We start from the raw sequence: 22,968 nt of genomic DNA, 5'->3' as shown, positions 1-22,968 counted from the left end.
ATCGGACATGAAAAAGCCCGCCGAATGGCGGGCTTTTTCATGGACGCTGGTCGGCGGCGATCAGGCGGCCTGGCGGTACGGGTCGACCTCGAACGAGCGCATGCGCTCGTCGGTTTCCGGCAGGTCCAGGTGCTCGTGGCCGCAGGCCTGGGTGTAGACCAGCCAGTGGTCGTCCTGGACGTTGAACGAGAGTTCGACGACCACGGCTTCGATTTCCTCGAGGTGTTCGATCAGGTAGGCGTTTTCGTGGGGGACGATGTCGAGCATGGCGAATCTCCTTGGCGAAAGACCGGGTTTGCAGAATTCGTTGAAGCCAGCAACGTGCCAGAACGCGGGAGAGGTCTTAGACCCTTTCTCGATAACTCTTACGCTCGTCGTAAATAAGCGTTGCGTGCTGGCTGCGATGGCGGCCCAGCGGATAAAATGCGCGTCGATTGTTTCTCATCCATGACGGGCCAAGCCCGTTCGTCCAGACTGACCCCGCTTTGCTTCGAAGTCGTTGGCGTGCAGTTCTGAAGCGGAGGTTGTGATGTCGCTGCAGGCGCTCTGGAGTCTTTTCCAGGCCCATCCCGGTCGTATCGTGAATGACCTGGCCCTGTTCTTCGCCCTGGCCGGAGGCTGGCTGTTGCTGGCGACCCGCCGCCGCGAGCGCCTCGCCCTGGCGCGCCTGGCCGCCGAGAGCGAAATCGCGCCGGTGCCGCTGGACAGCGTCGAGCCCACCGCGCGGATGAACCGCTTCTTCTACCGTTTCGGTTTCGCCTGCATGGCCCTGGCCGTGACGGTGAGCTGGTACAGCACCCGGCTCTGAGTCATCAGGGAATTGAAAAAGGCGCCCGAGGGCGCCTTTTTTCATGCCTGCTGCTTGAGCCGGTACTGGTTCAGCACCGGGTTGGCGTACTGCAGGATCAGGTGGCCGCGCTGCTCCGCGGGGCATTCGCCCAGGCGGCGCTCCCATTCGGTGCGCGCACGCTGCAGTTCCTCGGCCTTGAACAGGGTCTCGGCGCGCGGCACGTTCAGCGCGGCGTCGCGCAGATCGGAGGCCTCGTAGGCGAGGTAGTGCACCGGGAACAACCGGTAGTTGCCGAGAATCTGCCGGTCCAGCTCGGCGGCGAGCTGCTTGGCGTCGGCGAAGTCGCCGGTGATCTCCTCGCCGAAGTTGATGTGCACCCGGCCCTTGTAGCCGGTGATGCCCTGCACGATGCTGCGGTCGTCCTCGCCCGGCGCCTTCGTGTACTCGCCGGTGGTCGCGCGGGTGAACAGCTCGCGGGCCTTGGCGGCATCGCAGGGGTCGTATTCGTAGCTGATGGACACCGGGATCAGGTGCAGCTGGCGAACGACCTCGGCAAACGGCTCGTCCTTGCGGCTCATGTGGAACATCTTGAGGATCGCCGAATCGGTGCGGTCGTCACCGTCCTTGGCGCGGCCCTCGGCCTGGGCGATCCAGATCGACTGGCCGTCCTGGCAGATCGAGTGATTGATGTAGGCCGAGAGGTTCTGGTACGCCGCCAGTTTCTCGCGCCGACCGCTGATCGAGCGGTGCACGATGAAGCTCTTGTTCAGGCGCATCAGGTCGCTGACGAAGGACTTCTGCAGCAGGTTGTCGCCGATGGCGATGCGCGGCGTCGGCAGCTTGGCGTGGTAGATCGCGTAGTTGCAGAAGGCCGGGTCGACCACGATATCGCGGTGGTTGGCGATGAACAGGTAAGCACGGCCGGATTGCAGGCGCTCGACGCCGGAATAGGTGACGCCGTCGGTGGCGTGCTCGATGGTCCGGTCGACGTAGGGCTCGACTTTGTGCTGCAGCTCGCTGACGCTACGGATGCCAGTGACTTCGCGGGCCAGCCGATGGGCTATAAGAGGTCTGAGCAGCCATCCGAACGGACCGGACAGACGCGGGAAACGGTAACGCGCCAGCGCGCCGAGGAAGGCGTCATCGCTCAGCAGGCGCTGCAGGACAGCCGGGACTTCGGCGTCGTTGTACGGTCGGATGGCTTCGAACTCGCCCATCATGCTCTCTATGAATTCTCGGGGTATCACGGGACAGGCCGCGAAATAGACGGCCCGGATGGGTATGCCGCCGACTCACCGGCCAGGCGGGCACCCAAAAAGACCGCGCGATTATAAACGGAAGTCACGGGGGAACCAGCGATGCTCGAAAGTCAGGCCTATTCCTGTCCCTATTGCGGCGAGCCGGCCGAGGCTGTGCTTGATCTCTCCGGGGGCGACCAGAGCTACTATGAAGATTGCCCGGTGTGTTGCCGGCCGATCCTGTTCCAGCTCCACACCGACGGCGTGGACTGGACCCTGGAAGTCCAGCGCGAGGACGATTGATGCAGCGAATCTACGAACCCGCCGACCTGATCGAAGCCGAGCTGCTGGGTGGCATGCTGGCCAACGAGGGCATTTCGTCGCACCTTGGCGGGCGCCATCTGGTCGGCGGCATCGGCGAGCTGCCGGGCCTTGGCCTGCTGCACCTGTGGGTGGAGGACGACGTGGCCGAGCAGGCGCGCGAACTGATCGCCGCGTACAATGCCGCGCAACCCTTGCCGGGCTGCGCCGACGATCACGAGGGCGGTCCCGGCGTCCTGCTTTGCTGACCTTCTCCCCCGACGAGTCCCAATGACCAGCCGCTACGCCCTGTTCCGCTGGAACCGCGAGCTTGCCGAGAATGCCGGCTTCCCTGCCGACCTGCAGCCGCAGTGGAACGTCGCGCCCGGCGCCCGCGTGCTCATGCTGCGCGAGGAGAACGGCGCGCGCCATGCCGACCTCGCGCGCTGGGGCCTTACGCCGGCCTGGCTGAAGGACCTGTCGCGAACCCCCGCCCATGCCCGTGCGGAAACCATCGTTGAACAGCCGATGTTCCGCGATGCCTTCGCCCAGCGCCGCTGCCTGCTGCCGGCCAATGGCTTCTATGAGTGGCTCGGCGTGCGCAAGCGGCCGCACTGGGTTTCCGGAGGTGGGTTGATCTGTTTTGCGGGGGTGTGGGAGGCGTATCCGGTGGAAGGCCACACCTATTACAGCGTGGCGATGCTCACCCAGGCGGCGGGCGATATGCGCCGGCCGCTGATTCTCGATGTGCAGGAGCAGGCGCAATGGCTGTCGAACGCGACGCCCGCCGCGCGCTTGCTGGAACTGCTGCAGTTGCCCCAGGCGCGGCTGCGCGTGCAGGCGCTGGCGAACTTCATCAATGACCCGACCTGCAATGGGCCGGAGTGCCTGACGCCGGCCTGAGAACTCCGGGGCAGTAAGATGGTGGGAGCGCAGCGATACCCATCGCCCCCTGCACCGGCAGCATGGGTATCGCCTAGGCTCCACCCATCCTACCAATGCGTGCGCTGTCGACGGCAGCGCACGCCCTGCAGCCTGTCTTACACCTTGAACTGATTCACCAGCCGGCGCTGCTGCTCCGCCAGCTTGGTCAGCTCGGCGCTGGCCTGGGAGGCCTCGTCGGCGCCGCCGGCCACCTGGTTGGCGACCATGCCGATGTTGCTGACGTTGCGGTTGATGTCCTCGGCCACCGCGCTCTGCTCCTCGGCGGCGCTGGCGATCTGGGTGTTCATGTCGTTGATCACCGACACCGCCTGGGTGATCGACTCCAATGCCTGGGCCGCCTCTCCGGCGTGGCGCACGCTGTCCTCGGTCTTGTCCTGGCTCTGCTGCATCACGTGCACCACTTCGCGGGTGCCGTTCTGCAGCTGCTGGATCATCGACTGGATTTCCTCGGTGGCCTGCTGGGTCTTCTGCGCCAGGTTGCGCACCTCGTCGGCGACCACCGCGAAGCCGCGGCCCTGTTCACCGGCGCGGGCAGCCTCGATGGCGGCGTTGAGCGCCAGCAGGTTGGTCTGCTCGGCGATACCGCGGATGGCCACCAGGATCGCGTTGATGTTCTCACTGTCGCGGGCCAGCGACTGCACCACGCCCACGGCGCGGCCGATCTCGCTGGCCAGCGCCTGGATCGCCGTGGAGCTGCTCTCGACGATGCGCTTGCCGTGGTGCGCGGCCTGGTCGGCATGGTTGGCCGCTTCGGCCGCATGGGTGGCGTTGCGCGCCACGTCCTGGGCGGTGGCGGTCATTTCGTGGACGGCGGTGGCCACCAGCTCGATCTCCGCCAACTGCTTCTGCACGCCCTGGTTGGTGCGGATGGCGATGTCAGCGGTGTGCTCGGAGGAATCGCTGACGTGCTGCACCGAGGTCACCACCTGGCCGATCATGCCCTGCAGCTTGCCCAGGAAGGTGTTGAAGCCCTTGGCGATGGAGCCCAGTTCGTCGGCGCGGTCGCTGCTCAGGCGGCGGGTCAGGTCGCCTTCACCCTGGGCGATGTCGTCGAGCATGCCGACCAGCTGGCGCAGCGGGCGGGCGATGCCATGGCCGACCAGCCAGATCACGGCCAGGCCGATGGCGGCGATCAGCAGGCCGACCAGGGTCATGCCCAGAGTGTCGCTGTCGCGCTGGGATTTCAGGTCGCTCTGCAGCTGGTTCAGGTCACCCAGCACAGCTTCCTGCGGCAGTTGCAGCATCAGGGTCCAGCGCGCACCGGAGTCGGCGATGGTGAAGGGCAGGAACAGCTCGATGTGGCCGTGTTCCTTGTCCACCGAGGTCAGCGGCTGGTCGAGGGTGAGCTTGGCCAGGTTGGCCACTTCGCTCGCGTCCAGCACGCTGCTGGCGGGTTCGCCGAGCTTGGCCGGGTCCTTGGTGTAGGCGACCAGGCGGCCGTTGGTGGAGATCAGCGCCATCTCGCCGGCGCCGTCGTAGAGCTGGCTGTCGGCAGCCTTGAGCAGGTCCTGGATGAAGTCCAGCGACAAGTCCACGCCGACGGTGCCCTTGAACTGGCCCTTGACCATGATCGGCGCGTTGAACGAGGACATCAGCACCATCCTGCCGGCCATCTCGTAGGGCGCCGGGTCGATGATGCAGGGCTGGTGCTTCTCTTTCGGGCACAGGTAGTACTCGCCTTCGCGCACACCGGTAGGCTGCATTTTCTGGCTTTCCAGGGTGTCGCCCATGGCTTCCACGGTCAGGCCGCCGTCCTTGCGGTACCACCAGGGCATGAAGCGGCCGCTGACGTCGTAGCCGGGCAGGCCGGAGTACTGGCTGTCGTTGCCGGCGAAGGCGTTGGGTTCCCAGCCGGCGAAGGCGTCGAGCAGCTTGGGGTTCTGCGCCACGGTCTGGCGCAGCAGGTTGGACATGCCGGCGCGGCCTATGCCCAGCAGCGGCTGGCCATTGCTGTCTGTCTCGTCGAGCAGGGCGTTGGTGTTGGCGAGGTCGCGGGCGACGGTGAGCGGGTATTCCAGTTCGCGCTGGATCTGTGCGACCTGGCCGCGCGCGATCGCTACCAGGCGATCGTTGATCACCTGCTCGAGCAGCGCCTGGGTGCGCTCCTGCACCAGCGCCTGGGTCCGCGAGCCGGCGAACAACGCGTAAAGCACCAGCGCCGCGACCACTGCCAGAACGCTGGCACCTGCCAACGCCACCACGGAAAACTGGATCGACTTGAATTTCATACGGGTACCCGGAATGCGCCAGAGGTCTGCGTGTCTATCTGTATCGGCAGGTCCGGGGATTTTCCTTAGGCGGCCGTTGTAATGGGTTGTAACGCGGCTGTTCGCCGCCTGTCGCAGGATTGTCGGCGCTGACCGGGAGGTCTAGCATGTGATGTCAAAATGAAATTATCTGGCCGTGGCGAGCGCCTCGACATCCTGGTTTTCAGGGTGAAATCAGACGCTGGCCGCGGCTAGCTCGCGGGTGTGGATCGCAGGTGCGATGCCATGCCCCGCGTACGCCACGACAGTCGCCCCAAGGCACCTTCAGATGCATCGGTGCGGTTTCCTAAGTCACTGCTGCGCCGGCTGTTTCCTGCCAGTTGCCGGGCATCGGGGGTGGGCCTACCATGCGCGCTGTCCGTGGGAGATTGCATTGTTTCGGGAGAGCAACATGCCCAGAGTTTTTCGTGTCGCAGGCCTGGCCGCAGCCCTGCTGCTCACCGCTTGCCAGCAGGTGAACACCACCAGCGGCGGCGTCGTCGGCGTCGATCGCAAGCAGAACATGTTCAGCATGCTGTCCAGCGCCCAGGTCGACCAGATGTATGCGCAGTCCTACCAGCAGACCCTCGGTGAGGCCTCCAAGGCCGGCAAGCTGGATGCCAGCAGCAATGACGCCAAGCGCGTGAAGGCCATCGCCGCGCGGTTGATCCCGCAGACCGGCGCCTTCCGTTCCGACGCGCCGTCCTGGCAATGGGAAGTCAACGTGATCAAGAGCGACGAGCTCAATGCCAACTGCGGTCCGGGCGGCAAGATCATCGTCTACACCGGGCTGATTGATCAGCTCAAACTCAGCGACGACGAACTGGCCGCGGTGATGGGCCACGAGATCGCCCACGCCCTGCGTGAGCACGGCCGTGAGGCCATGTCCCGCGCCTACGCGGAGCAGATGGGGTTGGGTATCGGCGGCGCGCTGCTGGGGCTGGGGCAGAGCAGCGTGGACATGGCCCACCAGGTGGTCGAATACAGCCTGACGTTGCCCAATAGCCGGCAGAATGAGAACGAAGCTGACCTGATCGGCCTGGAATTGGCGGCGCGAGCCGGTTATAACCCCAACGCCGCGATGACCCTGTGGCAGAAGATGGGGCAGGCATCGAACGGTGAAGCTCCGCCGGAAATTCTCAGCACGCACCCGGCGGACAGTACGCGGATGGCCAACCTGCAGGCCGCCATCCCGAAGGTCATGCCGCTCTACGAGCAGGCCAAGACCCGCTGAACAGTGTTTTTGCAGCAGGGGTTCGTGATTCTCTCGAACGGCCAGGAGCGGCGTAAGGTTGCGCCGCTTTATCCAGTGAACAGGGAGCACCCGTGAAAATCGCTGTACTCGGAGCCACCGGGCTCCTGGGCCACCACGCCGCTCGCGCGATCAAGGCGGCCGGCCACCAGCTGGTGCTGATCCACCGACCCTCGTCGCAGATCCAGCGCCTGGCCTACCTCGAGCCTGAGTGCCGGGTAGCCGAACTCTTCGATCACCAGGGGATGGCTCGTGCGCTCAGCGGGCTGGACGCCGTGATCTTCAGCGCCGGTTACTACCCGGTGCGCCCGCGTCGCTGGCAGGAGGAAGTGGCCAGCGCACTGGACCTGACCAATCATTTCTACGCCGCCTGCCTGCAGGCGAAAGTACCGCGCATCCTCTACGTCGGTTCGGCCTTCGCCATGCCTTCGCACCCTCAGGGGCTGCCGGGCCATGAGGGGCTGTTCTACGAAGGCCTGCCCACCGGCAAGAGCGCCTACGTGATGTGCAAGTGGGCGCTGGACGAACAGGCCCGCGAACAGGCCCGTGGCGGCCTGCCGGTGGTGATCGGGATTCCCGGCATGGTGCTGGGCGAGCTGGACATCGGCCCGACCACCGGGCGCCTGATCACCGCCATCGGCCGCGACGAGATGCTGCACTACGTGCCGGGCCGGCGGAACGTCATCGATGCCTCCGAAGCCGGGCGCGGCCTGCTCACGGCGCTCGAGCGAGGCCGGGTGGGCGAGCGTTACCTGCTCACCGGGCACAACATCGAGATGGGCGAGCTGACCAGCACCATCGCCAAGCTGCTGGGCAAGCCGGCGCCGACCCCGATGCCGCTGCACCGCGCCCGCGCGCTGGCGACACTGGGTCGCTGGCGCTACCGCCTGACTGGCAGGATGCCGCTGCTGGACGACACCGCCATCGAGGTGATGGCCGGCGGGCAGTTCCTCGACGGCCGCAAAGCCCGCGAGGAGCTGGGTTTCGAGTCCCATGTGCCGCTGGAGGATACGCTGGAGCGGGCCATTTCCTGGTTCCACGCCAACGATTACCTCTGAGGTCCTTTAGGAGCGAGCAAGCTCGCTCCTACGAAAATCCCCTGCAGGTCGTGGACATGGGTGACAAGCGGACAGAAAAAAGCCTGGCGAATGCCGGGCTTTTTCATTGTCAGGGCAGCGCCTTCTCGGCGAACGGCCGGTTGGGCAGGCCCATCTGCGCGCGGAAGCTTTCCATGTCGAACAGCGTGCACAGCTCCTGCACCTGGTTCTGGCTGTTGAAGGTCCAGAAGCCCATGGCCGAGATGCTGACGATGCGGTCGCTGGCCGGGTAGCCCAGCACCGGGCGGGCGATGCTGCCCATCAGGGTGCTCCAGGTGAAGACCTTGTTGCCCTCGCGGATGCATTCCTCCACGGCCACTTCCAGGTCCTCCATGCCACTGCGGATCTCCTCCACTAGCGCCCGGTAGCCTGCGTTGTCCAGCGGCTGGGCGGTGAAGGCGCTCTTGTAGATGAAGTCCGGGCTGTGCAGCTGCTCGACCAGCGCCAGGTGTCCCTTGTTCCAGGCGAGGTCGATGTGGTGGCGGGCGACTTTCTTCAGGTCTTTTTCCGGCATGGCGACATCCTTTGTCGTGGGAGGCTTCAGGCGCCACTGTGTATCGCGGGCGATACACAGGCATTGGCCGGCGCGCCAGCCTCCCGACGAAAAGCTGCCGGTCAGAACACCCCGGAGAGCTTCAGCGCGTGGTACACGGCAGCCAGGCCGAGGATGGCGAAGGCGGCGGCGGCCAGGCGGCGGATCAGGTTCAGCGGCAGGCGCTCGGCGGCGAAGTTGCCCGCCAGGACCACCGGCACGTTGGCGATCAGCATGCCCAGCGTGGTGCCGATGACCACCAGCCAGAAGTGCGGGTACTGCGCGGCCAGCATCACGGTGGCGACCTGGGTCTTGTCGCCCATCTCGGCGAGGAAGAAGGCGATCAGGGTGGTGAGGAACGGGCCGAATTTCTTCAGCGAGCCTTCTTCGTCGTCATCCAGCTTGTCGGGAATCAGGGTCCAGCCAGCGACCGCCAGGAAGCACACGGCCAGCACCCAGCTCAGCGTGCTTTCCGAGAAGAACGAGGCGACCCAGCTACCGACGGCACCGGCGGCGAAGTGGTTGGCCAGGGTGGCGGCGATGATCCCGGCGATGATCGGCCAGGGCTTGCGGAAGCGCGCGGCGAGGACGAGCGCGAGCAATTGCGTCTTGTCGCCGATTTCCGCGAGGGCAACGATCAGGGTGGGGACGAAGAGGGATTCCATCAGACTTCCTAAGGGGGCGGGTCGACTAATCACCATGACACGCGCCACCTGCCCGCCCCGGGTCAGGTTGCTCGTATCATAGGTCTTGTCAAACCCCGGCCTGAACGCTGCAGGCCTGGATCGTACGCGCCATGGTCTGTGGACCAAGTGTGTTGACGCGTACCGGGCGAGCAGGGCGCTCGCGGGAGACTACTCCCCTAGGACGGGGCGCATTCTGCCCAAGTCCTGGGACTTGGGCAAGCCTGCGCGTCGGATCAGTCGCGGGTGGGGCGGATGTCCATGTCTTCGTAGCGGATGAAGCGGGTGCCGTTCTTGAAGCGGTAGCCCAGCCAGATCGCCAGGAACAGCGGGATGGTGATGTAGGTGGCGACCAGGCCGGCCCAGTCGACGTGCTCGCCGACGAAGGCCTGGTAGTTCTGCCCCAGGGTGATGATCAGGCACAGGGTGAAGGCGAACAGCGGGCCGAGGGGGAACCACTTGGCGCGGTAGGGCAGGTCGTTGAGGTTGCCGCCTTGCAGGATGAAGCCCTTGCGGAAGCGGTAGTGCGACACGGCGATGCCCAGCCAGACGATGAAGCCGCACATGCCCGAGGCGTTGAGCAGCCAGGTGTAGACGGTCTTGTCGCCGATGAAGCTGGTGAGGAAGCACAGCGCGCCGATCAGCGTGGTGGCGTAGAGCGCATAGCGCGGCACGCCGCTCTCCGACACCTGGGTGAACAGGCGCGGCGCCTTGCCCTGGGTGGCCATGGTGTAAAGCATCCGGGTCGAGGCGTACATGCCCGAGTTGCCTGCCGAGAGGATCGCCGAGAGGATCACCGCGTTCATCACGCCTGCCGCGGCGGCGAGGCCCGCGCGTTCGAACAGCAGGGTGAAGGGCGAGGTGCTGATGTCGCTGCTGTCGGTCTTGAGCAGGTTCGGATCGGTGTAGGGGATCAGCATGCCGATGACGAAGATCGACAGGATGTAGAACATCAGGATTCGCCAGAATACCTGGCGGATGGCGATGGGAATGGACTTCTGCGGGTTCTCCGACTCGCCCGCGGCGACGCCGATCAGCTCGGTGCCCTGGAAGGAGAAGCCGGCGATCATCGCCACCCCGATCATCGCCTGCAGGCCGCCGACGAAGGGCGCATCGCCGGTGGTGAAGTTGCTGAAGCCGGGGCTGTCGATGCCATGCATGATGCCGATGATGCTGGCCAGGCCGATGCCGATGAAGATCACCACGGCCACCACCTTGATCAGCGCGAACCAGAATTCGCTCTCGCCGAAGCCCTTCACCGAGAAGAAGTTGAGCATGAACATGATGGCCAGGAAGCCGGCGCTCCAGTACATGCCTGAGACTTCCGGGAACCAGAACTTCATCACCAGCTGCGCCGCCACCAGCTCGGCGGCGATGGTCACCGCCCAGTTGTACCAGTAGTTCCAGCCCATGGCGAAACCGAAGCCATCGTCGATGAAACGACTGCCATAAGTGCAGAACGAGCCGGAATCAGGAATGTACGCCGCCAGCTCGCCGAGGCTGGTCATGAGGAAGAACACCATCAGGCCGATCAGCGCATAGGCCAGCAGCGCACCGCCAGGGCCGGCGGTGGCGATGGTGCTGCCGGAGGCGACGAACAGGCCGGTGCCGATGGAGCCGCCGATGGCGATCATGTTCAGGTGACGCGGCTTGAGGGAGCGCTTCAGATGGTGCGGCTTCTCCTTCGGCCCCATGGCGAAAGTCAGTTCGACGTCATCTCTAATTCTTCGGTTCACGGGTGTCCTCGATAGTTCAGGGCGAGCGGCGATGCGCCGATCCAGCGGGCTCGGTGGAGTGTAGTGCGAGCCTTGGATCAGCGCCGGGCGCTGTAGATACGGAAGCCGTCGGCCTCGGCCAGGATGCGGCAGGGGCCCAGGTGCTGTTCGATCAGCGGCGGGTATTTCAGGAAGCTGTTGGCCACCAGGCGCAGCTCGCCGCCCGACGCCAGGTGGTGTGCCGACTGGCGCAGCAGGTGTTCGGTGGCGGCGTAGCTGGTGTGCACGCCCTGGTGGAAGGGTGGGTTGCTGACGATGGCAGCGAGGCCTTCCGGCGCGGCGTCGATGCCGTCGCCGGCGATCACTTCACCCTCCAGGTCATTGGCGGCCAGCGTCAGGCGGCTGCTCTCGACGGCGAAGGCGTCGACGTCCAGCAGGGTCAGGCGGCTCTGCGGATAACGTCGCTTGAGCGTGGCGCCGAGCACCCCGGCGCCGCAGCCGAAGTCCAGCACATGGCCGGCTGGCAGCTTGTCCAGGTGTTCCAGCAGCAGCGCGCTGCCACGGTCCAGGCGACCATGGCTGAACACGCCGGGCAGGGTGATGACTTGCAGCGGGCCATCGGCCAGCGGCAGTTCGTAGCGTTGCGCGAGGGCATGCAGGTCCGGCGCGGTCGGCGCGCCGTCGATGTGCGTGTGCCACAGCTGGCAGTGGCGGGCGCTGTCCAGCTTGCTGGCGCGGCCGAACTCACCGAGCTGCTTGCTGGCGCGTTCGACGCCGGCGCGTTTCTCGCCGACCAGGTACAGCTCGCCGTCCGGCACGGAGCTGGCCAGCGCGGCGAGCAGGTAGTCGGTCAGTTCGCGGGACTTGGGCAGGAACAGCACGGCGGCAGCGAACTGGCCCGTCGGCGGCGTGGCGCTGAAGTGGCAGCGACCGGCGTAGCGGCTTTCCAACTGCCGGGCAACGCCTGCATGCCAGCTCCAGCCCTGGGCCTGCGGGAGGTCGCCGAGCAGGGCGTCGGCGGGCAGGCCGGCGAGCAGGACGCGGCCCTGGAAGCGCTCGATCTGGCGCAGCAGCACTTCACTGGTAGGGGCGTTGGACATGCGGCCTCCTGGCGAAAAAGGGCGCGAGTTTAGCAGGGCTGCCGCGGCCGAGCCTAGGCGAGCCGTACCTCGGCGTTCTTCCAGAAGTCGTCGCCGCGCAGTTCCAGCGCTCCGGCCGCGACTTGTTCGCGCAGGCGCCAGGCGGCCAGCAGATCGCTGACGAACAGACCGTCGACGTAGGCCATGGTCGGGCCGATGAGCGACTGCACCGGGCGCCAGGATTCGCTGGCGCTGTCCAGCAGGATGCGGTCGATGTGGGCGTAGCCGGTGCCGCTCAGCTGGCCATCCAGCCACAGGCGCAGCTCGGCGTTTTCCGCCAGGGCGCCCTGCCAGTCCGCCGCCAGGCCTTGGCGCTCGGCGGCATCCAGTTCGTGGCTGGCGGCCAGGGCGTTGGCCAGTTCGACGGGTTTCAGCATGGCAATGGCGTGACGGTTCTCGCTGCGGCACTGGCCGCTGCCGGCACCGACACTGCGCAGGATGATGTTCGCCGGCAGCAAAGCGCAGACGCGGCGCAGCAGCAGTTGCTCGCTGGCGCTGTCGCCGTGCCAGAGGGTGACGGAGGCGACGTCCGGGCTGTGCAGCCAGTTCACCTCGGTGGCCATCTCGATGGCGATTTCCCGCTCGCGCAGGACTTCGCCCCCCAACGCATGCCAGAACGCAGCGCGCTGCTGGCAGGGCGGGTTATCCACATCACTCAGTGGGCCGACCGCCAGGTCGTCCGGCATCACGCGGATTTTCTTTTCGGTCAGCACACCTGCTTCGACGGCCCGATGCAGGGCTTCGGCGGCGCCGTCGCCGCAGACCAGATGCAAGCTCATGGCGCCACCACCCGGCGCGGCTCGCCGGCGAAGAAGCCGGCGGCGTTCTCGCTCAACTGGCCGACGATGCGCTGCCGGGCCTCGCGGCTGCCCCAGGCGCTGTGCGGAGTGAGGATGAAGCGCGGGATGTCGCCGGCCAGCAGCGGGTTGCCGTCCCGCGGTGGCTCGACGCTGAGCACGTCGAAGGCCGCGCCGCCGAGATGGCCGCGACGCAGGGTATCGGCCAGCGCCTGCTCATCGACCAGCCCGCCGCGGGCGGTGTTGATCAGGTAGGCGCCGGGCTTCATCAGGTCCAGCTCGCGCTGGCCGATCAGGTTGCGCGTGGCATCGGTCAGCGGGCAGTGCAGCGTGAGGGCGTCGACCTGCGGCAGCAGTTCGTCCAGCGCCAGGCGATCAGCGCGCGCCGGGCGGCCGGGCAGGGCGCCGAGCAGTACGCGCATGCCGAAGGCCTCGGCCAGCTTCGCCACCGCGCCGCCCAGCTCGCCATGGCCGAGCAGGCCGAGGGTCTTGCCTTCCAGTTCGACGATGGGGAAGTCCAGCAGGCAGAACTGCGGGGCCTTCTGCCAGCGGCCCTCGCGGATCGCCGCCTGATAGTCCGGCAGGCGCGTAGCCAGGGAGAGCAGCAGCATCAGGGTGTGCTGCGCCACCGACGGGGTGCCGTAGCCCTGGCAGTTGCTCACGGTCACACCATGCTGGCGCGCGGCTTCGAGGTCGACGTTGTTGGTGCCGGTGGCGGCCACCAGGATCAGCTTGAGGTCCGGGCATTGTTCGAAAACATCGGCGCCGATACGCACCTTATTGCTGATCGCTACCTGCGCGCCCTGCAGTCGCTCGGCCACCTGCTGCGTGTCGCTGCGCCCGTGCAGGACCAGTTCGCCGAACGGCGCGCGCAGCGGCGTGAGGTCGAGATCACCGAGGTCGAGGGAGGCATGGTCGAGGAAGACGGCGCGAGCAGGATTCATGAGCGATGACACCTTGATCGGAAGGGCGGGATGAAGGGGATTCTCGGCAGAACCGCCGCCGTGGACAACCCGGTCTGCCCGCGGACGTGGACGGAGGGTACTGCGTACTGATGGTAGATGTTTGAGTGAAAAGTCTGACAGACGTTTCGGTTTTCCCTCATCCGCCGTCTCGTGCTCGCTTCTTAGAGTGATCCCATCGAAATCCCGAGGTGACTGGCGATGATGGGTTGGCTGCTCTCCGGCCTCACGGCCATTCGTGCGCTCGGCGTGCGTGTCGGACTGCGCAGTGGCGCGACGACTGGGTATCCCCGCTCCCGGCGGAGAAAGTCGCCCCGCGCCGCCGGCCCCGAACCCTTGCTGTGCTTCGGTGCGCTGCTGTCACACTGCGATGTGAGCGCGGGCGTGGTACAGGCCGAAGATCGGGTCGAGTTGTGGGGCATCACCGATGCGGCAACGGCGCGCCGGTCACTGCAGGAGCTGATGCTCGAAGCCCAGAGTCAGACGCTGGACGAGGAGTTTCGCCGGCTGCAGCGCAACGAACCTTGCGTCTTCGAGGGGGAGCAGCGGCTGCGCTTCAAGCAGGCGAAGCGAGCCTGGAGCAAGGCGGGCCTGACGTTGCCTGTGGATATCTCCATGGCCGCCCACGATCTCGAAAGCCTCGCCTGGCTGGCGCGGCAATGCCATGCCTGTGGCTATCTCGGCGAGTCGGAAACCTGGCTGTGCCTGGCCTGGGTGGCCGAGAGCGCCATCCGCCACTTTTCCGACTGGCAGGCGTATGCCGCGTCGTTCGTGCTGGGGCGGGCGATCCTGTTGCGCGACGGGACGTCCGGCTCGATGGCGATCAGGGCGTTCAAGGAACTGATCGGCGGCCGCGCCGATAACGGCTCGTTGGCCGGCCTGTGGCGAGCCCATCCGCTGGCAGGCATCCGCGTGAGCGAGGTGGTGTTGCAGGAAGAGCACGTCCATGAGCCGGCGGCGCATCCACCCCGCAGTGCCCTGCTCGCGTTGGGTTGTGTGATTGCCCACAGCGCGGGCGTGCGCGCCGACGATCTGGCAATTGCCCCGCAGGAGAAGGAGTTTCACCGGCTCTGGCTGGCCGAACATTGGCGGGCTGCCGATGCCGGGCAGGTGCGTGCGCGGCTGGACTGGTTGCTGGGCAGCGGCAGTCGCGAAAAGCTCGATCCGCTGCTGGACTGGGTGGCCGATGCTCCGGTGTCCGTCGGTGGAACGCCGATGGCGCGTTTTGCGCAGGCGCGTCGAGCGCTGCTGAAGGAAGGTCACGATCCGGCAATGGTCGATGAGTGCCGCACCGTGCTGGCCTACGACCTGGAGCGCGCTGCCTTCGGCGCGCGTCTGGCCTTCAGCGTCGGTCTGCTCGATGAGGAAAGCCTGTGGAATGCCCTGCGCCACATGGCCCGGCAGGCGCGAGGAGCATTCGATTGCTGGGAGCAGTACCTGATCTCGCTGATGCTCGGTCACGCCCTGGCCAATCAGGACTGGCAGGCGGGCAAGCGGTTGCTGCACAGCGGCATGGCGTTGCTCGACGGCATCACTCCGTTTGCCCAGTACCCTTCGCCGTGGCAGGTCTGCCCGCTGGAAATGCTGCCTGTGCTGCACCGAGTGGCGCCTGTCGCTTGTCGGGGGCCCGGCGCTTCGTATAGAACCTAGGGTTTTCCTGGCGGTGGTTCGGAGGCGCGATGTACTGGGCGGAATTTCTCACGGTGGCGTTCATTCACCTGCTGGCGGTGGCCAGTCCCGGCCCGGACTTCGCCGTGGTGGTGCGCGAGAGCGTGACCCACGGCCGCCGCGCCGGCACCTGGACGGCGCTGGGCGTGGGCAGCGCGATCTTCCTGCACGTGACCTACTCGCTGCTGGGCATCGGCCTGATCGTGTCGCAGTCCATCGTGCTGTTCAACGCACTGAAATGGCTGGCGGCGGCGTACCTGCTGTACATCGGCTTCAAGGCACTGCGAGCACGCCCGGCTGACCCGGCGGCGGCCGAATCCGTTGCCGCACCTGTCGCCCGCAGCGCACGCGGTGCCTATGTCGCCGGCTTCGTCACCAATGGCCTGAATCCCAAGGCCACGCTGTTCTTCCTCTCGCTGTTCACCGTGGTGATCAACCCACACACGCCGCTGCTGGTCCAGGCGGGCTACGGCGTGTACCTGGCCTGCGCGACCGCCGCCTGGTTCTGCCTGGTGGCGCTGCTGTTCAGCCAGCAACGGGTGCGCGCCGGTTTTGCGCGAATGGGGCATTGGTTCGATCGGATGATGGGCGTGGTGCTGGTGGGGCTGGGGATCAAGCTGGCGTTCACCGAACTGCGCTGAGCCGCGACTGGAGCGAAATGAAAAAGGGGCGCCGAGGCGCCCCTTTTTCATGCCGGTTCGAGGGTCAGACCAGCTCGATCGCCACCGCAGTGGCTTCGCCGCCGCCGATGCACAGCGAGGCCACGCCACGCTTGCCGCCCTTCTTCTGCAGGGCGTTGATCAGGGTGACGATGATGCGCGAGCCGGTGGAACCGACCGGGTGACCCTGGGCGCAGGCGCCGCCGTAGACGTTGACCTTGGCGTGGTCCAGGCCGTGTTCGCGCATGGCGAGCATGGTGACCATGGCGAAGGCTTCGTTGATCTCGAACAGGTCGACGTCGTCCTTGCTCCAGCCGGCCTTCTTGAACAGGTTGGTCATGGCGCCGATCGGGGCCAGGGTGAACTCGGCCGGGTCCTGGCTCTGGGTGGCGTGGGCGACGATCTTCGCCAGTGGCTTCAGGCCACGGCGCGCGGCTTCTTCAGCGGTCATCAGGACCAGCGCAGAGGCGCCGTCGGAGATGGAGCTGGCGTTGGCCGCGGTGATGGTGCCGTCCTTGCGGAAGGCCGGGCGCAGGCCGGGGATCTTGTCCAGGTTGGCGGTGAGCGGCTGCTCGTCGTCCTTCACCACGGTCTCACCCTTTCGGGTAGTGACGGTGACCGGGACGATTTCCGAATCCAGCGAACCGTCCTTGATGGCGGCCTGGGCGCGCTGCAGCGATTCGATGGCGTAGGCGTCCATCTCCTCGCGGGTGACGTTGTACTTGTCGGCGGTTTCCTGGGCGAAGGAGCCCATCAGGCGGCCGGTGCGGGCGTCCTCCAGGCCGTCGAGGAACATGTGGTCCTTGATCTCGCCGTGGCCCATGCGCAGGCCGGTGCGGGCCTTCTCGATGACGTAGGGGGCGTTGGACATGCTTTCCATGCCGCCGGCGACCATCACGCTGTTGCTGCCGGCCTTGAGCAGGTCGTGGGCCAGCATCACGGCCTTCATGCCCGAGCCGCAGAGCTTGTTGATGGTAGTGCAGCCGGTGGCGGCGGGCAGGCCGGCGTTCAGCGACGCCTGGCGGGCCGGGCCCTGTTTCAGACCGGCGGGCAGCACGTTGCCCATGATCACTTCCTGCACGTCCTCGGGCTGGATGCCGGCACGGGAAATGGCTTCGCGGATGGCGATGGCGCCCAGGTCGACGGCGGAAACGCCGGACAGGCTGCCCTGGAAGCCGCCCATGGGAGTACGGGCGCCGCTGACGATGACGATCTCGGACATGACTCTTAACCTCTTCGCTCTTGTTGTGATGCGCTATCTGGGTACCGGGCGTGAACGACCGGGCGTCAGGATTCTACCGCGTGACCGGATGTGGCCATAGAGTCATCGGCAAATCACTCTTTTGACTGATGAATGGACACACGGGGCGCTCTAGAGTCGGTCTCATCCTGATGAGATCCAGCCTTGAGAGTGCGTACGCCATGCTGAAAACCCGCGTCATCCCCGCTGCACAGAACGCCTACCAGTACCCGCTGTTGATCAAGAGTCTGCTGCTGTCGGGCAGCCGTTACGAGAAAGGCCGGGAAATCGTCTACCGCGACACCGTGCGATACAGCTATGCGACCTTCAACGAGCGTGTCGCGCGCCTGGCCAACGTGCTGACCGAGGCAGGTGTGAAGGCCGGTGACACCGTGGCGGTGATGGACTGGGACAGCCACCGTTACCTGGAATGCATGTTCGCCATCCCGATGATCGGCGCGGTACTGCACACCATCAACATCCGCCTCTCGCCGGAGCAGATCCTCTACACCATGAACCACGCCGATGACCGCTTCGTGCTGGTCAACAGCGAGTTCGCCGCGCTCTACCAAGGCATTGCCGGGCAACTGACCACGGTGGAAAAGACCCTGCTGATCACCGACGGCGCCGACAAGACCAGCACGCTGCCCCACTGCGTCGGCGAGTACGAGACCTTGCTGGCTGCCGCCAGCCCGCGCTACGCCTTCCCCGACTTCGACGAGAACTCGGTGGCGACCACCTTCTACACCACCGGCACCACCGGTAACCCCAAGGGTGTGTACTTCACCCACCGCCAGCTGGTGCTGCACACCCTGGCGATGGCCGCGACCATCGGCAGCCTGGACAGCATCCGCCTGATGGGCACCGACGACGTGTACATGCCGATCACCCCGATGTTCCACGTCCACGCCTGGGGTGTGCCCTACGTGGCGACCATGCTGGGGGTGAAACAGGTGTATCCGGGCCGTTACGAGCCGGAGCTGCTGTGCAAGCTGATCCGCGAGGAGAAGGTGACCTTCTCCCACTGCGTGCCGACCATCCTGCAGATGATGCTCAACGCCGCCGGTGCGAAGGACCACGACTTCGGCGGGCTGAAGATCATCATCGGCGGCAGTGCCCTCAACCACGCGCTGTACGACGCCGCCAAGGCCCGCGGCATCCAGCTCACGGCGGCCTACGGCATGTCCGAGACCTGCCCGCTGATTTCCTGTGGCTACCTCAACCAGGAACTTTGCGCCGGCAGCGAGGATGAGCGCACCACCTACCGCATCAAGGCTGGCGTGCCAGTGCCGCTGGTGGAGGCGGCGATCATGGACGAGCACGGCCAGTTCCACCCGGCCGACGGCGAGTCCCAGGGCGAGCTGGTGCTGCGCGCGCCCTGGCTGACGCAGGGGTATTTCCGCGAGCCGGAAAAGGGCGAGGAGCTCTGGGCCGGCGGCTGGATGCACACCGGCGACGTGGCGACCCTCGATGGCATGGGCTTCATCGATATCCGCGACCGTATCAAGGATGTGATCAAGACCGGCGGCGAGTGGCTGTCGTCCCTGGAGCTGGAAGACCTCATCAGCCGCCACCCGGCGGTGCGCGAGGTGGCCGTGGTTGGCGTGCCCGACCCGCAGTGGGGCGAGCGCCCGTTCGCCCTGCTGGTGCTGCGCGACGGCCAGGCGCTGGACGCCAGGGCGCTGCGCGAACACCTCAAGCCTTTCGTCGAGCAGGGCCACATCAACAAGTGGGCCATTCCCTCGCAGATCGCCGTTGTTACTGAAGTTCCCAAGACCAGTGTCGGCAAGCTTGACAAGAAGCGTATCCGGGTAGACATCGCCCAATGGCAGGAGGCTGGCAGCGCTTTCCTCTCCACGGTGTGACCGACGACCGGCAAGTCACGGTTTTCGGGCGCCGTGCCAAGCAAGCGCTTGGCACGGCGCAGCCCAGTGAACACGCCACCTCGGGGCCTGCGCAAGCGTCTAGTCAGGGCCTTTGTAAGACAAATCACACTTTAGAGCGATCAAGTGCCTTAGGACGCTGGATATAGTCGCCGCTACTCATAACAAAAAACACATGGAGTAGCGTCGATGAAAACCATGCAACATATCTGGCGCCTGGCACGGTTGCCGCTGGCAGTGAGCCTGGCATCCACGCTGGCGACGCCGGCTTCCGCCGTCAGCTTCAACATCGGGGAAATCGAAGGTTCGTTCGACTCGACGCTGTCCGTGGGGGCCAGCTGGTCGACGCAGAATCCGAACAGCAACCTCATCGGCATCAACAACGGCGGCAAGGGCCTGTCCCAGACCTCCGACGATGGCCACCTGAACTACAAGGCCGGCAAGACCTTCTCGAAGATCTTCAAGGGCATCCACGACCTCGAACTGAAATACCAGGACACCGGCGTCTTCGTCCGCGGCAAGTACTGGTATGACTTCGAGCAGAAGGACGAGAACACCGAGTTCAAGCCGCTCTCCGACCACAACCGCAAGGAAGCCGCCCAGGCCTCCGGCGCGGAAATCCTCGACGCCTTCATCTACCACAACTACAACATCGCCGACCTGCCGGGCACCGTGCGCCTGGGCAAGCAGGTGGTGAACTGGGGCGAGAGCACCTTCATCCAGAACGGCATCAGCGTAATCAACCCGTTCGACGTCACCGCCTTCCGCCGCCCGGGTTCCGAGATCAAGGAAGCCCTGGTGCCGGTGAACATGTTCTACCTGTCGCAGAACCTCACCGAGAACCTCTCCGCCGAAGGTTTCTACCAGCTGGAGTGGGACCAGACGGTAGTCGACAACTGCGGCACCTTCTTCTCCCAGCCGGACGTCGTGGCTGACGGCTGTACCCAGAACCTGGCGGTGCTGACCAATAACGCCGCTTCGATCCGCACTCTGAACGGCCTGCTCGGCCCGAACCTGGCGGTGACCCCGTCGCCGTGGAACGAAGGCCTGGTCGTACAGCGCGGCCCGGACCGCGACGCCCGCGACAGCGGCCAGTACGGCTTCTCCCTGAAGTACTTCGCCGACAGCCTGAACACCGAGTTCGGCGGCTACTACATGAACTACCACAGCCGCCTGCCGATCTTCTCCGGCCGTGGCGCCGATGCCTCCAAGGTTGCGCAGATCAACCAGCTGATCACCAACATCGCGGCGATCAGCCCGTCCCTGGCGGCCCAGGCCGGCGCGGCGGCGATGGCGGGCAACTCCAGCTACTTCATCGAGTACCCCGAAGACATCCGCCTGTACGGCCTGAGCTTCTCCACCACGCTGCCCACCGGCACCGCCTGGCAGGGCGAGATCAGCTACCGCCCGAACGCCCCGGTGCAGTTGAACACCACCGACATCCTGTATTCCGGCCTGGACCCGGTCTCCATCGGCGGCAACCACGTCTACGACAACGCCTCCGTGCTGACCGGCACCGCGGGTGAAGACCTGCACGGCTACCGCCGCAAGGAAGTCACCCAGCTGCAGACCACCTTCACCCACTTCTTCGACCAGGTCATGGGCGCCGAGCGTCTGACCCTGGTGGGCGAAGTCGGCTGGACCCACGTCGGCGGCCTGGAAAGCCAGAACAAGGCGCGCTATGGCCGCGACCCGATCTTCGGCCCCGGCCCGCTGAACGGCACCCTCAACGGCGCGCCGACCTGCCAGGCGCTCAACACTTCCACCCTGGGCACTGCCAACGCCAACAACGTCAGCCGCAACTGCGAAAGCGATGGCTTCACCACCGCTGACTCCTGGGGCTACCGCGCCCGTGCGATCTGGGACTACAACGACGTGTTCGCCGGCGTGAACCTGAAGCCCAACGTGGCCTGGTCCCACGACGTGGACGGCTACTCCCCCGGCCCCGGCGGCAACTTCGAGGAAGGCCGCAAGGCGGTCAGCCTGGGTGTCGATGCCGACTACCTGAACACCTACACCGCAAGCCTGGCCTACACCAACTACTTCGACGGCAAGTACTCCACCGTCGATGACCGTGACTTCGTCAGCTTGAGCTTCGGGGTGACCTTCTAAGCCGGCCGTTCAACCGGCAAGCGGCCCGCTCACGCGGCGGGCCATCCGCGCGGCCGGGTGACCCGGCCGCGCGGGGCAGCAGACAAAACCGCGCCCCGTCTTGGCGAAAGCATCCGGCAAGGGCGGCCAGCGCGGTGGGCAAAGACTCAACGAGGACGATAAACGAATGAGAACAACAAAGATCCTGCTGCACACGGGCGCCCTGGCGCTCAGCCTCATCGCCTCCCAGGTGATGGCGGCCGTCTCTGCCGATGAAGCGGCGAAGCTGGGCTCCACCCTGACTCCCATGGGCGCGGAAAAGGCCGGCAACGCCGACGGCAGCATTCCGGCCTGGACCGGTGGCCTGGCGAAGAACGCCGGCACCGCTGACAGCAAGGGCTTCCTCAGCGATCCGTTCGCCAGCGAGAAGCCGCTGTTCACCATCACCGCGCAGAACATGGACCAGTACAAGGACAAGCTGACCCCCGGCCAGCAGGCGATGTTCAAGCGCTACCCCGACACCTACAAGATGCCGGTCTACACCACCCACCGCACCGCCACCGTGCCGGAAAACGTGCTGGAGGCGACCAAGAAGAACGCCACCACGACCAAGCTGCTGCAGGGCGGCAACGGCCTGGAGAACTTCCAGGTAGCCAACCCCTTCCCGATTCCGAAGGACGGCCTGGAAGTCATCTGGAACCACATCACCCGCTACCGCGGCGGCCACGTGCGCCGTCTGGTGACCCAGGCGACCCCGCAGGTCAACGGCTCCTACTCGCTGGTGTACTTCCAGGACGAGTTCGTCTTCCGTACCGACCTGAAGGACTACGATGCCAGCAAGCCGAGCAACGTACTGTTCTACTTCAAGCAGCGTGTAACCGCTCCGGCGCGTCTGGCCGGTAACGTGCTGCTGGTGCACGAGACCCTCGACCAGGTGAAGGAACCGCGCCTGGCGTGGCTCTACAACGCCGGCCAGCGCCGCGTTCGCCGTGCTCCGCAGGTTTCCTACGACGGCCCGGGTACCGCCGCCGACGGCCTGCGCACCTCCGACAACCTGGACATGTACAACGGCGCGCCGGACCGCTACGACTGGAAGCTGGTGGGCAAGCAGGAGCTGTACATCCCGTACAACAACTACAAGATGGATGATCCGAAGCTGAAGTATTCGGACATCATCAAGCCCGGCCACCTGAACCAGGACCTGGCCCGCTACGAGCTGCACCGCGTGTGGCACGTGACCGCCACCCTGAAGCCGGGCGAGCGTCACATCTACGCCAAGCGTGACTTCTTCATCGACGAGGACACCTGGCAGGCCGTGGAGATCGACCACTACGACGGTCGTGGCACCCTGTGGCGCGTCGCCGAGGCGTTCAACCAGTACTACTACAACTACCAGGTACCGTGGTACACCGCGGAAACCCTGTATGACCTGCTGTCCGGCCGCTACCTGGTGCTGGGTCTGAAGAACGAGGAGAAATCCGCCTACGACTTCAACTACAGCGCTTCGGAAAGCGACTTCACCCCGGCAGCGCTTCGCCAGGAAGGCGTGCGCTGATCCCCCGATCCCCACGGGTGGTTCCGCGGTGAAAAAAGACCGGCCTTCGGGCCGGTTTTTTTATGGGAGATCATCTGTCAGATGAATGGAAGCCTGAATGTAGGACGCCTTCCGGTCATGTTGTGAGCAAAGGTAACAAAAACGACTTCTATTCCCGACCACGAGCGGCTAGGCTC

Annotated in this window: 21 protein-coding genes and 1 riboswitch; of the genes, 11 read left to right on the top strand and 10 right to left on the bottom strand. The window is 65.7% G+C overall.

All coding sequences use genetic code 11. The features are described from left to right. Window positions 1-60 precede the first annotated feature (60 nt). Entirely contained in the window at window positions 61-267 is a 207-nt protein-coding gene (locus tag IB275_RS25140; protein WP_081516299.1) for a hypothetical protein, read from the bottom strand. Between the two features lie 262 nt (window positions 268-529). On the opposite strand from IB275_RS25140, the gene IB275_RS25135 reads away from it, so the two are divergent. Then, complete coding sequence (locus tag IB275_RS25135; protein WP_081516298.1) at window positions 530-808, top strand: hypothetical protein; 279 nt, start codon at window positions 530-532, stop codon at window positions 806-808. Window positions 809-849: 41 nt separating this feature from the next. Here the strand turns inward: IB275_RS25135 and IB275_RS25130 are convergent, their stop codons facing one another. Further along, complete coding sequence (locus tag IB275_RS25130; protein ID WP_151188253.1) at window positions 850-2,010, bottom strand: 1-acyl-sn-glycerol-3-phosphate acyltransferase; 1,161 nt, start codon at window positions 2,008-2,010, stop codon at window positions 850-852. A gap of 138 nt (window positions 2,011-2,148) precedes the next feature. Between IB275_RS25130 and IB275_RS25125 the strand changes: the two genes are divergently transcribed. From IB275_RS25125 to IB275_RS25115, 3 genes are read left to right on the top strand one after another with little or no spacing between them, the layout of a single operon-like run. Beyond that, complete coding sequence (locus IB275_RS25125; RefSeq protein WP_192292137.1) at window positions 2,149-2,331, top strand: CPXCG motif-containing cysteine-rich protein; 183 nt, start codon at window positions 2,149-2,151, stop codon at window positions 2,329-2,331. After that, window positions 2,331-2,597, top strand: coding sequence for a putative signal transducing protein (locus tag IB275_RS25120; protein WP_081516295.1), 267 nt, complete (start codon window positions 2,331-2,333; stop codon window positions 2,595-2,597). Before IB275_RS25125 ends, IB275_RS25120 begins: the two co-directional genes overlap by 1 nt. 22 nt (window positions 2,598-2,619) lie before the next feature. After that, window positions 2,620-3,231 (top strand): SOS response-associated peptidase, encoded by a 612-nt coding sequence (locus tag IB275_RS25115; RefSeq protein WP_192292134.1) that lies wholly within the window; start codon window positions 2,620-2,622, stop codon window positions 3,229-3,231. Window positions 3,232-3,368: 137 nt separating this feature from the next. Here IB275_RS25115 and IB275_RS25110 read toward each other — a convergent pair whose 3' ends face one another. Then, window positions 3,369-5,501: a methyl-accepting chemotaxis protein gene (locus IB275_RS25110; RefSeq protein ID WP_192292131.1), complete on the bottom strand. Its 2,133-nt coding sequence runs from the start codon at window positions 5,499-5,501 to the stop codon at window positions 3,369-3,371. Window positions 5,502-5,931: 430 nt separating this feature from the next. Between IB275_RS25110 and IB275_RS25105 the strand changes: the two genes are divergently transcribed. Together IB275_RS25105 and IB275_RS25100 are read left to right on the top strand one after the other, a co-directional pair. After that, a complete protein-coding gene (locus tag IB275_RS25105; protein ID WP_081516292.1) occupies window positions 5,932-6,753 on the top strand; it encodes a M48 family metallopeptidase in 822 nt (273 codons plus the stop codon). 92 nt (window positions 6,754-6,845) lie between these two features. After that, window positions 6,846-7,829: an NAD-dependent epimerase/dehydratase family protein gene (locus IB275_RS25100; RefSeq protein ID WP_192292128.1), complete on the top strand. Its 984-nt coding sequence runs from the start codon at window positions 6,846-6,848 to the stop codon at window positions 7,827-7,829. Between the two features lie 109 nt (window positions 7,830-7,938). Here the strand turns inward: IB275_RS25100 and IB275_RS25095 are convergent, their stop codons facing one another. The 6 genes from IB275_RS25095 to IB275_RS25070 form a co-directional block, all read right to left on the bottom strand. After that, window positions 7,939-8,382 carry a ketosteroid isomerase-related protein gene (locus IB275_RS25095; RefSeq protein ID WP_045210962.1) on the bottom strand — a complete coding sequence of 148 codons (444 nt, stop codon included), beginning with the start codon at window positions 8,380-8,382 and terminating at the stop codon, window positions 7,939-7,941. A 101-nt stretch (window positions 8,383-8,483) separates the two neighbouring features. Beyond that, entirely contained in the window at window positions 8,484-9,065 is a 582-nt protein-coding gene (locus tag IB275_RS25090) for a TMEM165/GDT1 family protein (RefSeq protein ID WP_081516290.1), read from the bottom strand. Window positions 9,066-9,155: 90 nt separating this feature from the next. Beyond that, window positions 9,156-9,275: riboswitch (yybP-ykoY riboswitch) on the bottom strand. 44 nt (window positions 9,276-9,319) lie between these two features. After that, a complete protein-coding gene (locus IB275_RS25085) occupies window positions 9,320-10,777 on the bottom strand; it encodes an amino acid permease (RefSeq protein ID WP_192292554.1) in 1,458 nt (485 codons plus the stop codon). A gap of 119 nt (window positions 10,778-10,896) precedes the next feature. Further along, window positions 10,897-11,898, bottom strand: a complete 1,002-nt coding sequence (locus IB275_RS25080; protein ID WP_192292125.1) for a methyltransferase — start codon at window positions 11,896-11,898, stop codon at window positions 10,897-10,899. 53 nt (window positions 11,899-11,951) lie between these two features. Next, a complete protein-coding gene (locus IB275_RS25075; RefSeq protein WP_192292122.1) occupies window positions 11,952-12,716 on the bottom strand; it encodes a DUF1835 domain-containing protein in 765 nt (254 codons plus the stop codon). Then, window positions 12,713-13,678 (bottom strand): 2-hydroxyacid dehydrogenase, encoded by a 966-nt coding sequence (locus IB275_RS25070; protein WP_192292118.1) that lies wholly within the window; start codon window positions 13,676-13,678, stop codon window positions 12,713-12,715. Before IB275_RS25070 ends, IB275_RS25075 begins: the two co-directional genes overlap by 4 nt. A 219-nt stretch (window positions 13,679-13,897) precedes the next feature. Here IB275_RS25070 and IB275_RS25065 point away from each other — a divergent pair, with 219 nt between their 5' ends. Together IB275_RS25065 and IB275_RS25060 are read left to right on the top strand one after the other, a co-directional pair. Beyond that, the gene (locus tag IB275_RS25065) at window positions 13,898-15,346 is read left to right on the top strand and encodes a DUF1266 domain-containing protein (RefSeq protein ID WP_192292115.1); all 1,449 of its coding nucleotides are present in this window, start codon (window positions 13,898-13,900) and stop codon (window positions 15,344-15,346) included. A gap of 29 nt (window positions 15,347-15,375) precedes the next feature. Continuing rightward, window positions 15,376-16,005: a LysE family translocator gene (locus IB275_RS25060; RefSeq protein ID WP_192292110.1), complete on the top strand. Its 630-nt coding sequence runs from the start codon at window positions 15,376-15,378 to the stop codon at window positions 16,003-16,005. Between the two features lie 64 nt (window positions 16,006-16,069). Here IB275_RS25060 and IB275_RS25055 read toward each other — a convergent pair whose 3' ends face one another. Then, window positions 16,070-17,245, bottom strand: coding sequence for a thiolase family protein (locus IB275_RS25055; protein ID WP_192292107.1), 1,176 nt, complete (start codon window positions 17,243-17,245; stop codon window positions 16,070-16,072). Between the two features lie 200 nt (window positions 17,246-17,445). Here IB275_RS25055 and IB275_RS25050 point away from each other — a divergent pair, with 200 nt between their 5' ends. From IB275_RS25050 to IB275_RS25040, 3 genes are all read left to right on the top strand, one after another. After that, window positions 17,446-19,128: a fatty acid--CoA ligase gene (locus IB275_RS25050; RefSeq protein ID WP_192292104.1), complete on the top strand. Its 1,683-nt coding sequence runs from the start codon at window positions 17,446-17,448 to the stop codon at window positions 19,126-19,128. A gap of 207 nt (window positions 19,129-19,335) precedes the next feature. Next, window positions 19,336-21,258 carry a DUF1302 domain-containing protein gene (locus IB275_RS25045; RefSeq protein ID WP_138216048.1) on the top strand — a complete coding sequence of 641 codons (1,923 nt, stop codon included), beginning with the start codon at window positions 19,336-19,338 and terminating at the stop codon, window positions 21,256-21,258. Window positions 21,259-21,424: 166 nt separating this feature from the next. Continuing rightward, the gene (locus tag IB275_RS25040; protein ID WP_192292101.1) at window positions 21,425-22,792 is read left to right on the top strand and encodes a DUF1329 domain-containing protein; all 1,368 of its coding nucleotides are present in this window, start codon (window positions 21,425-21,427) and stop codon (window positions 22,790-22,792) included. The last annotated feature ends 176 nt before the right edge of the window (window positions 22,793-22,968 follow it).

Origin of the sequence: Pseudomonas sp. PDM21 (assembly GCF_014852505.2) — a bacterium.
Lineage (GTDB): Bacteria > Pseudomonadota > Gammaproteobacteria > Pseudomonadales > Pseudomonadaceae > Pseudomonas.
The sequence above is the reverse complement of the archived record's forward strand: the minus strand, read 5'-3'. Positions and strand labels throughout refer to the sequence as shown.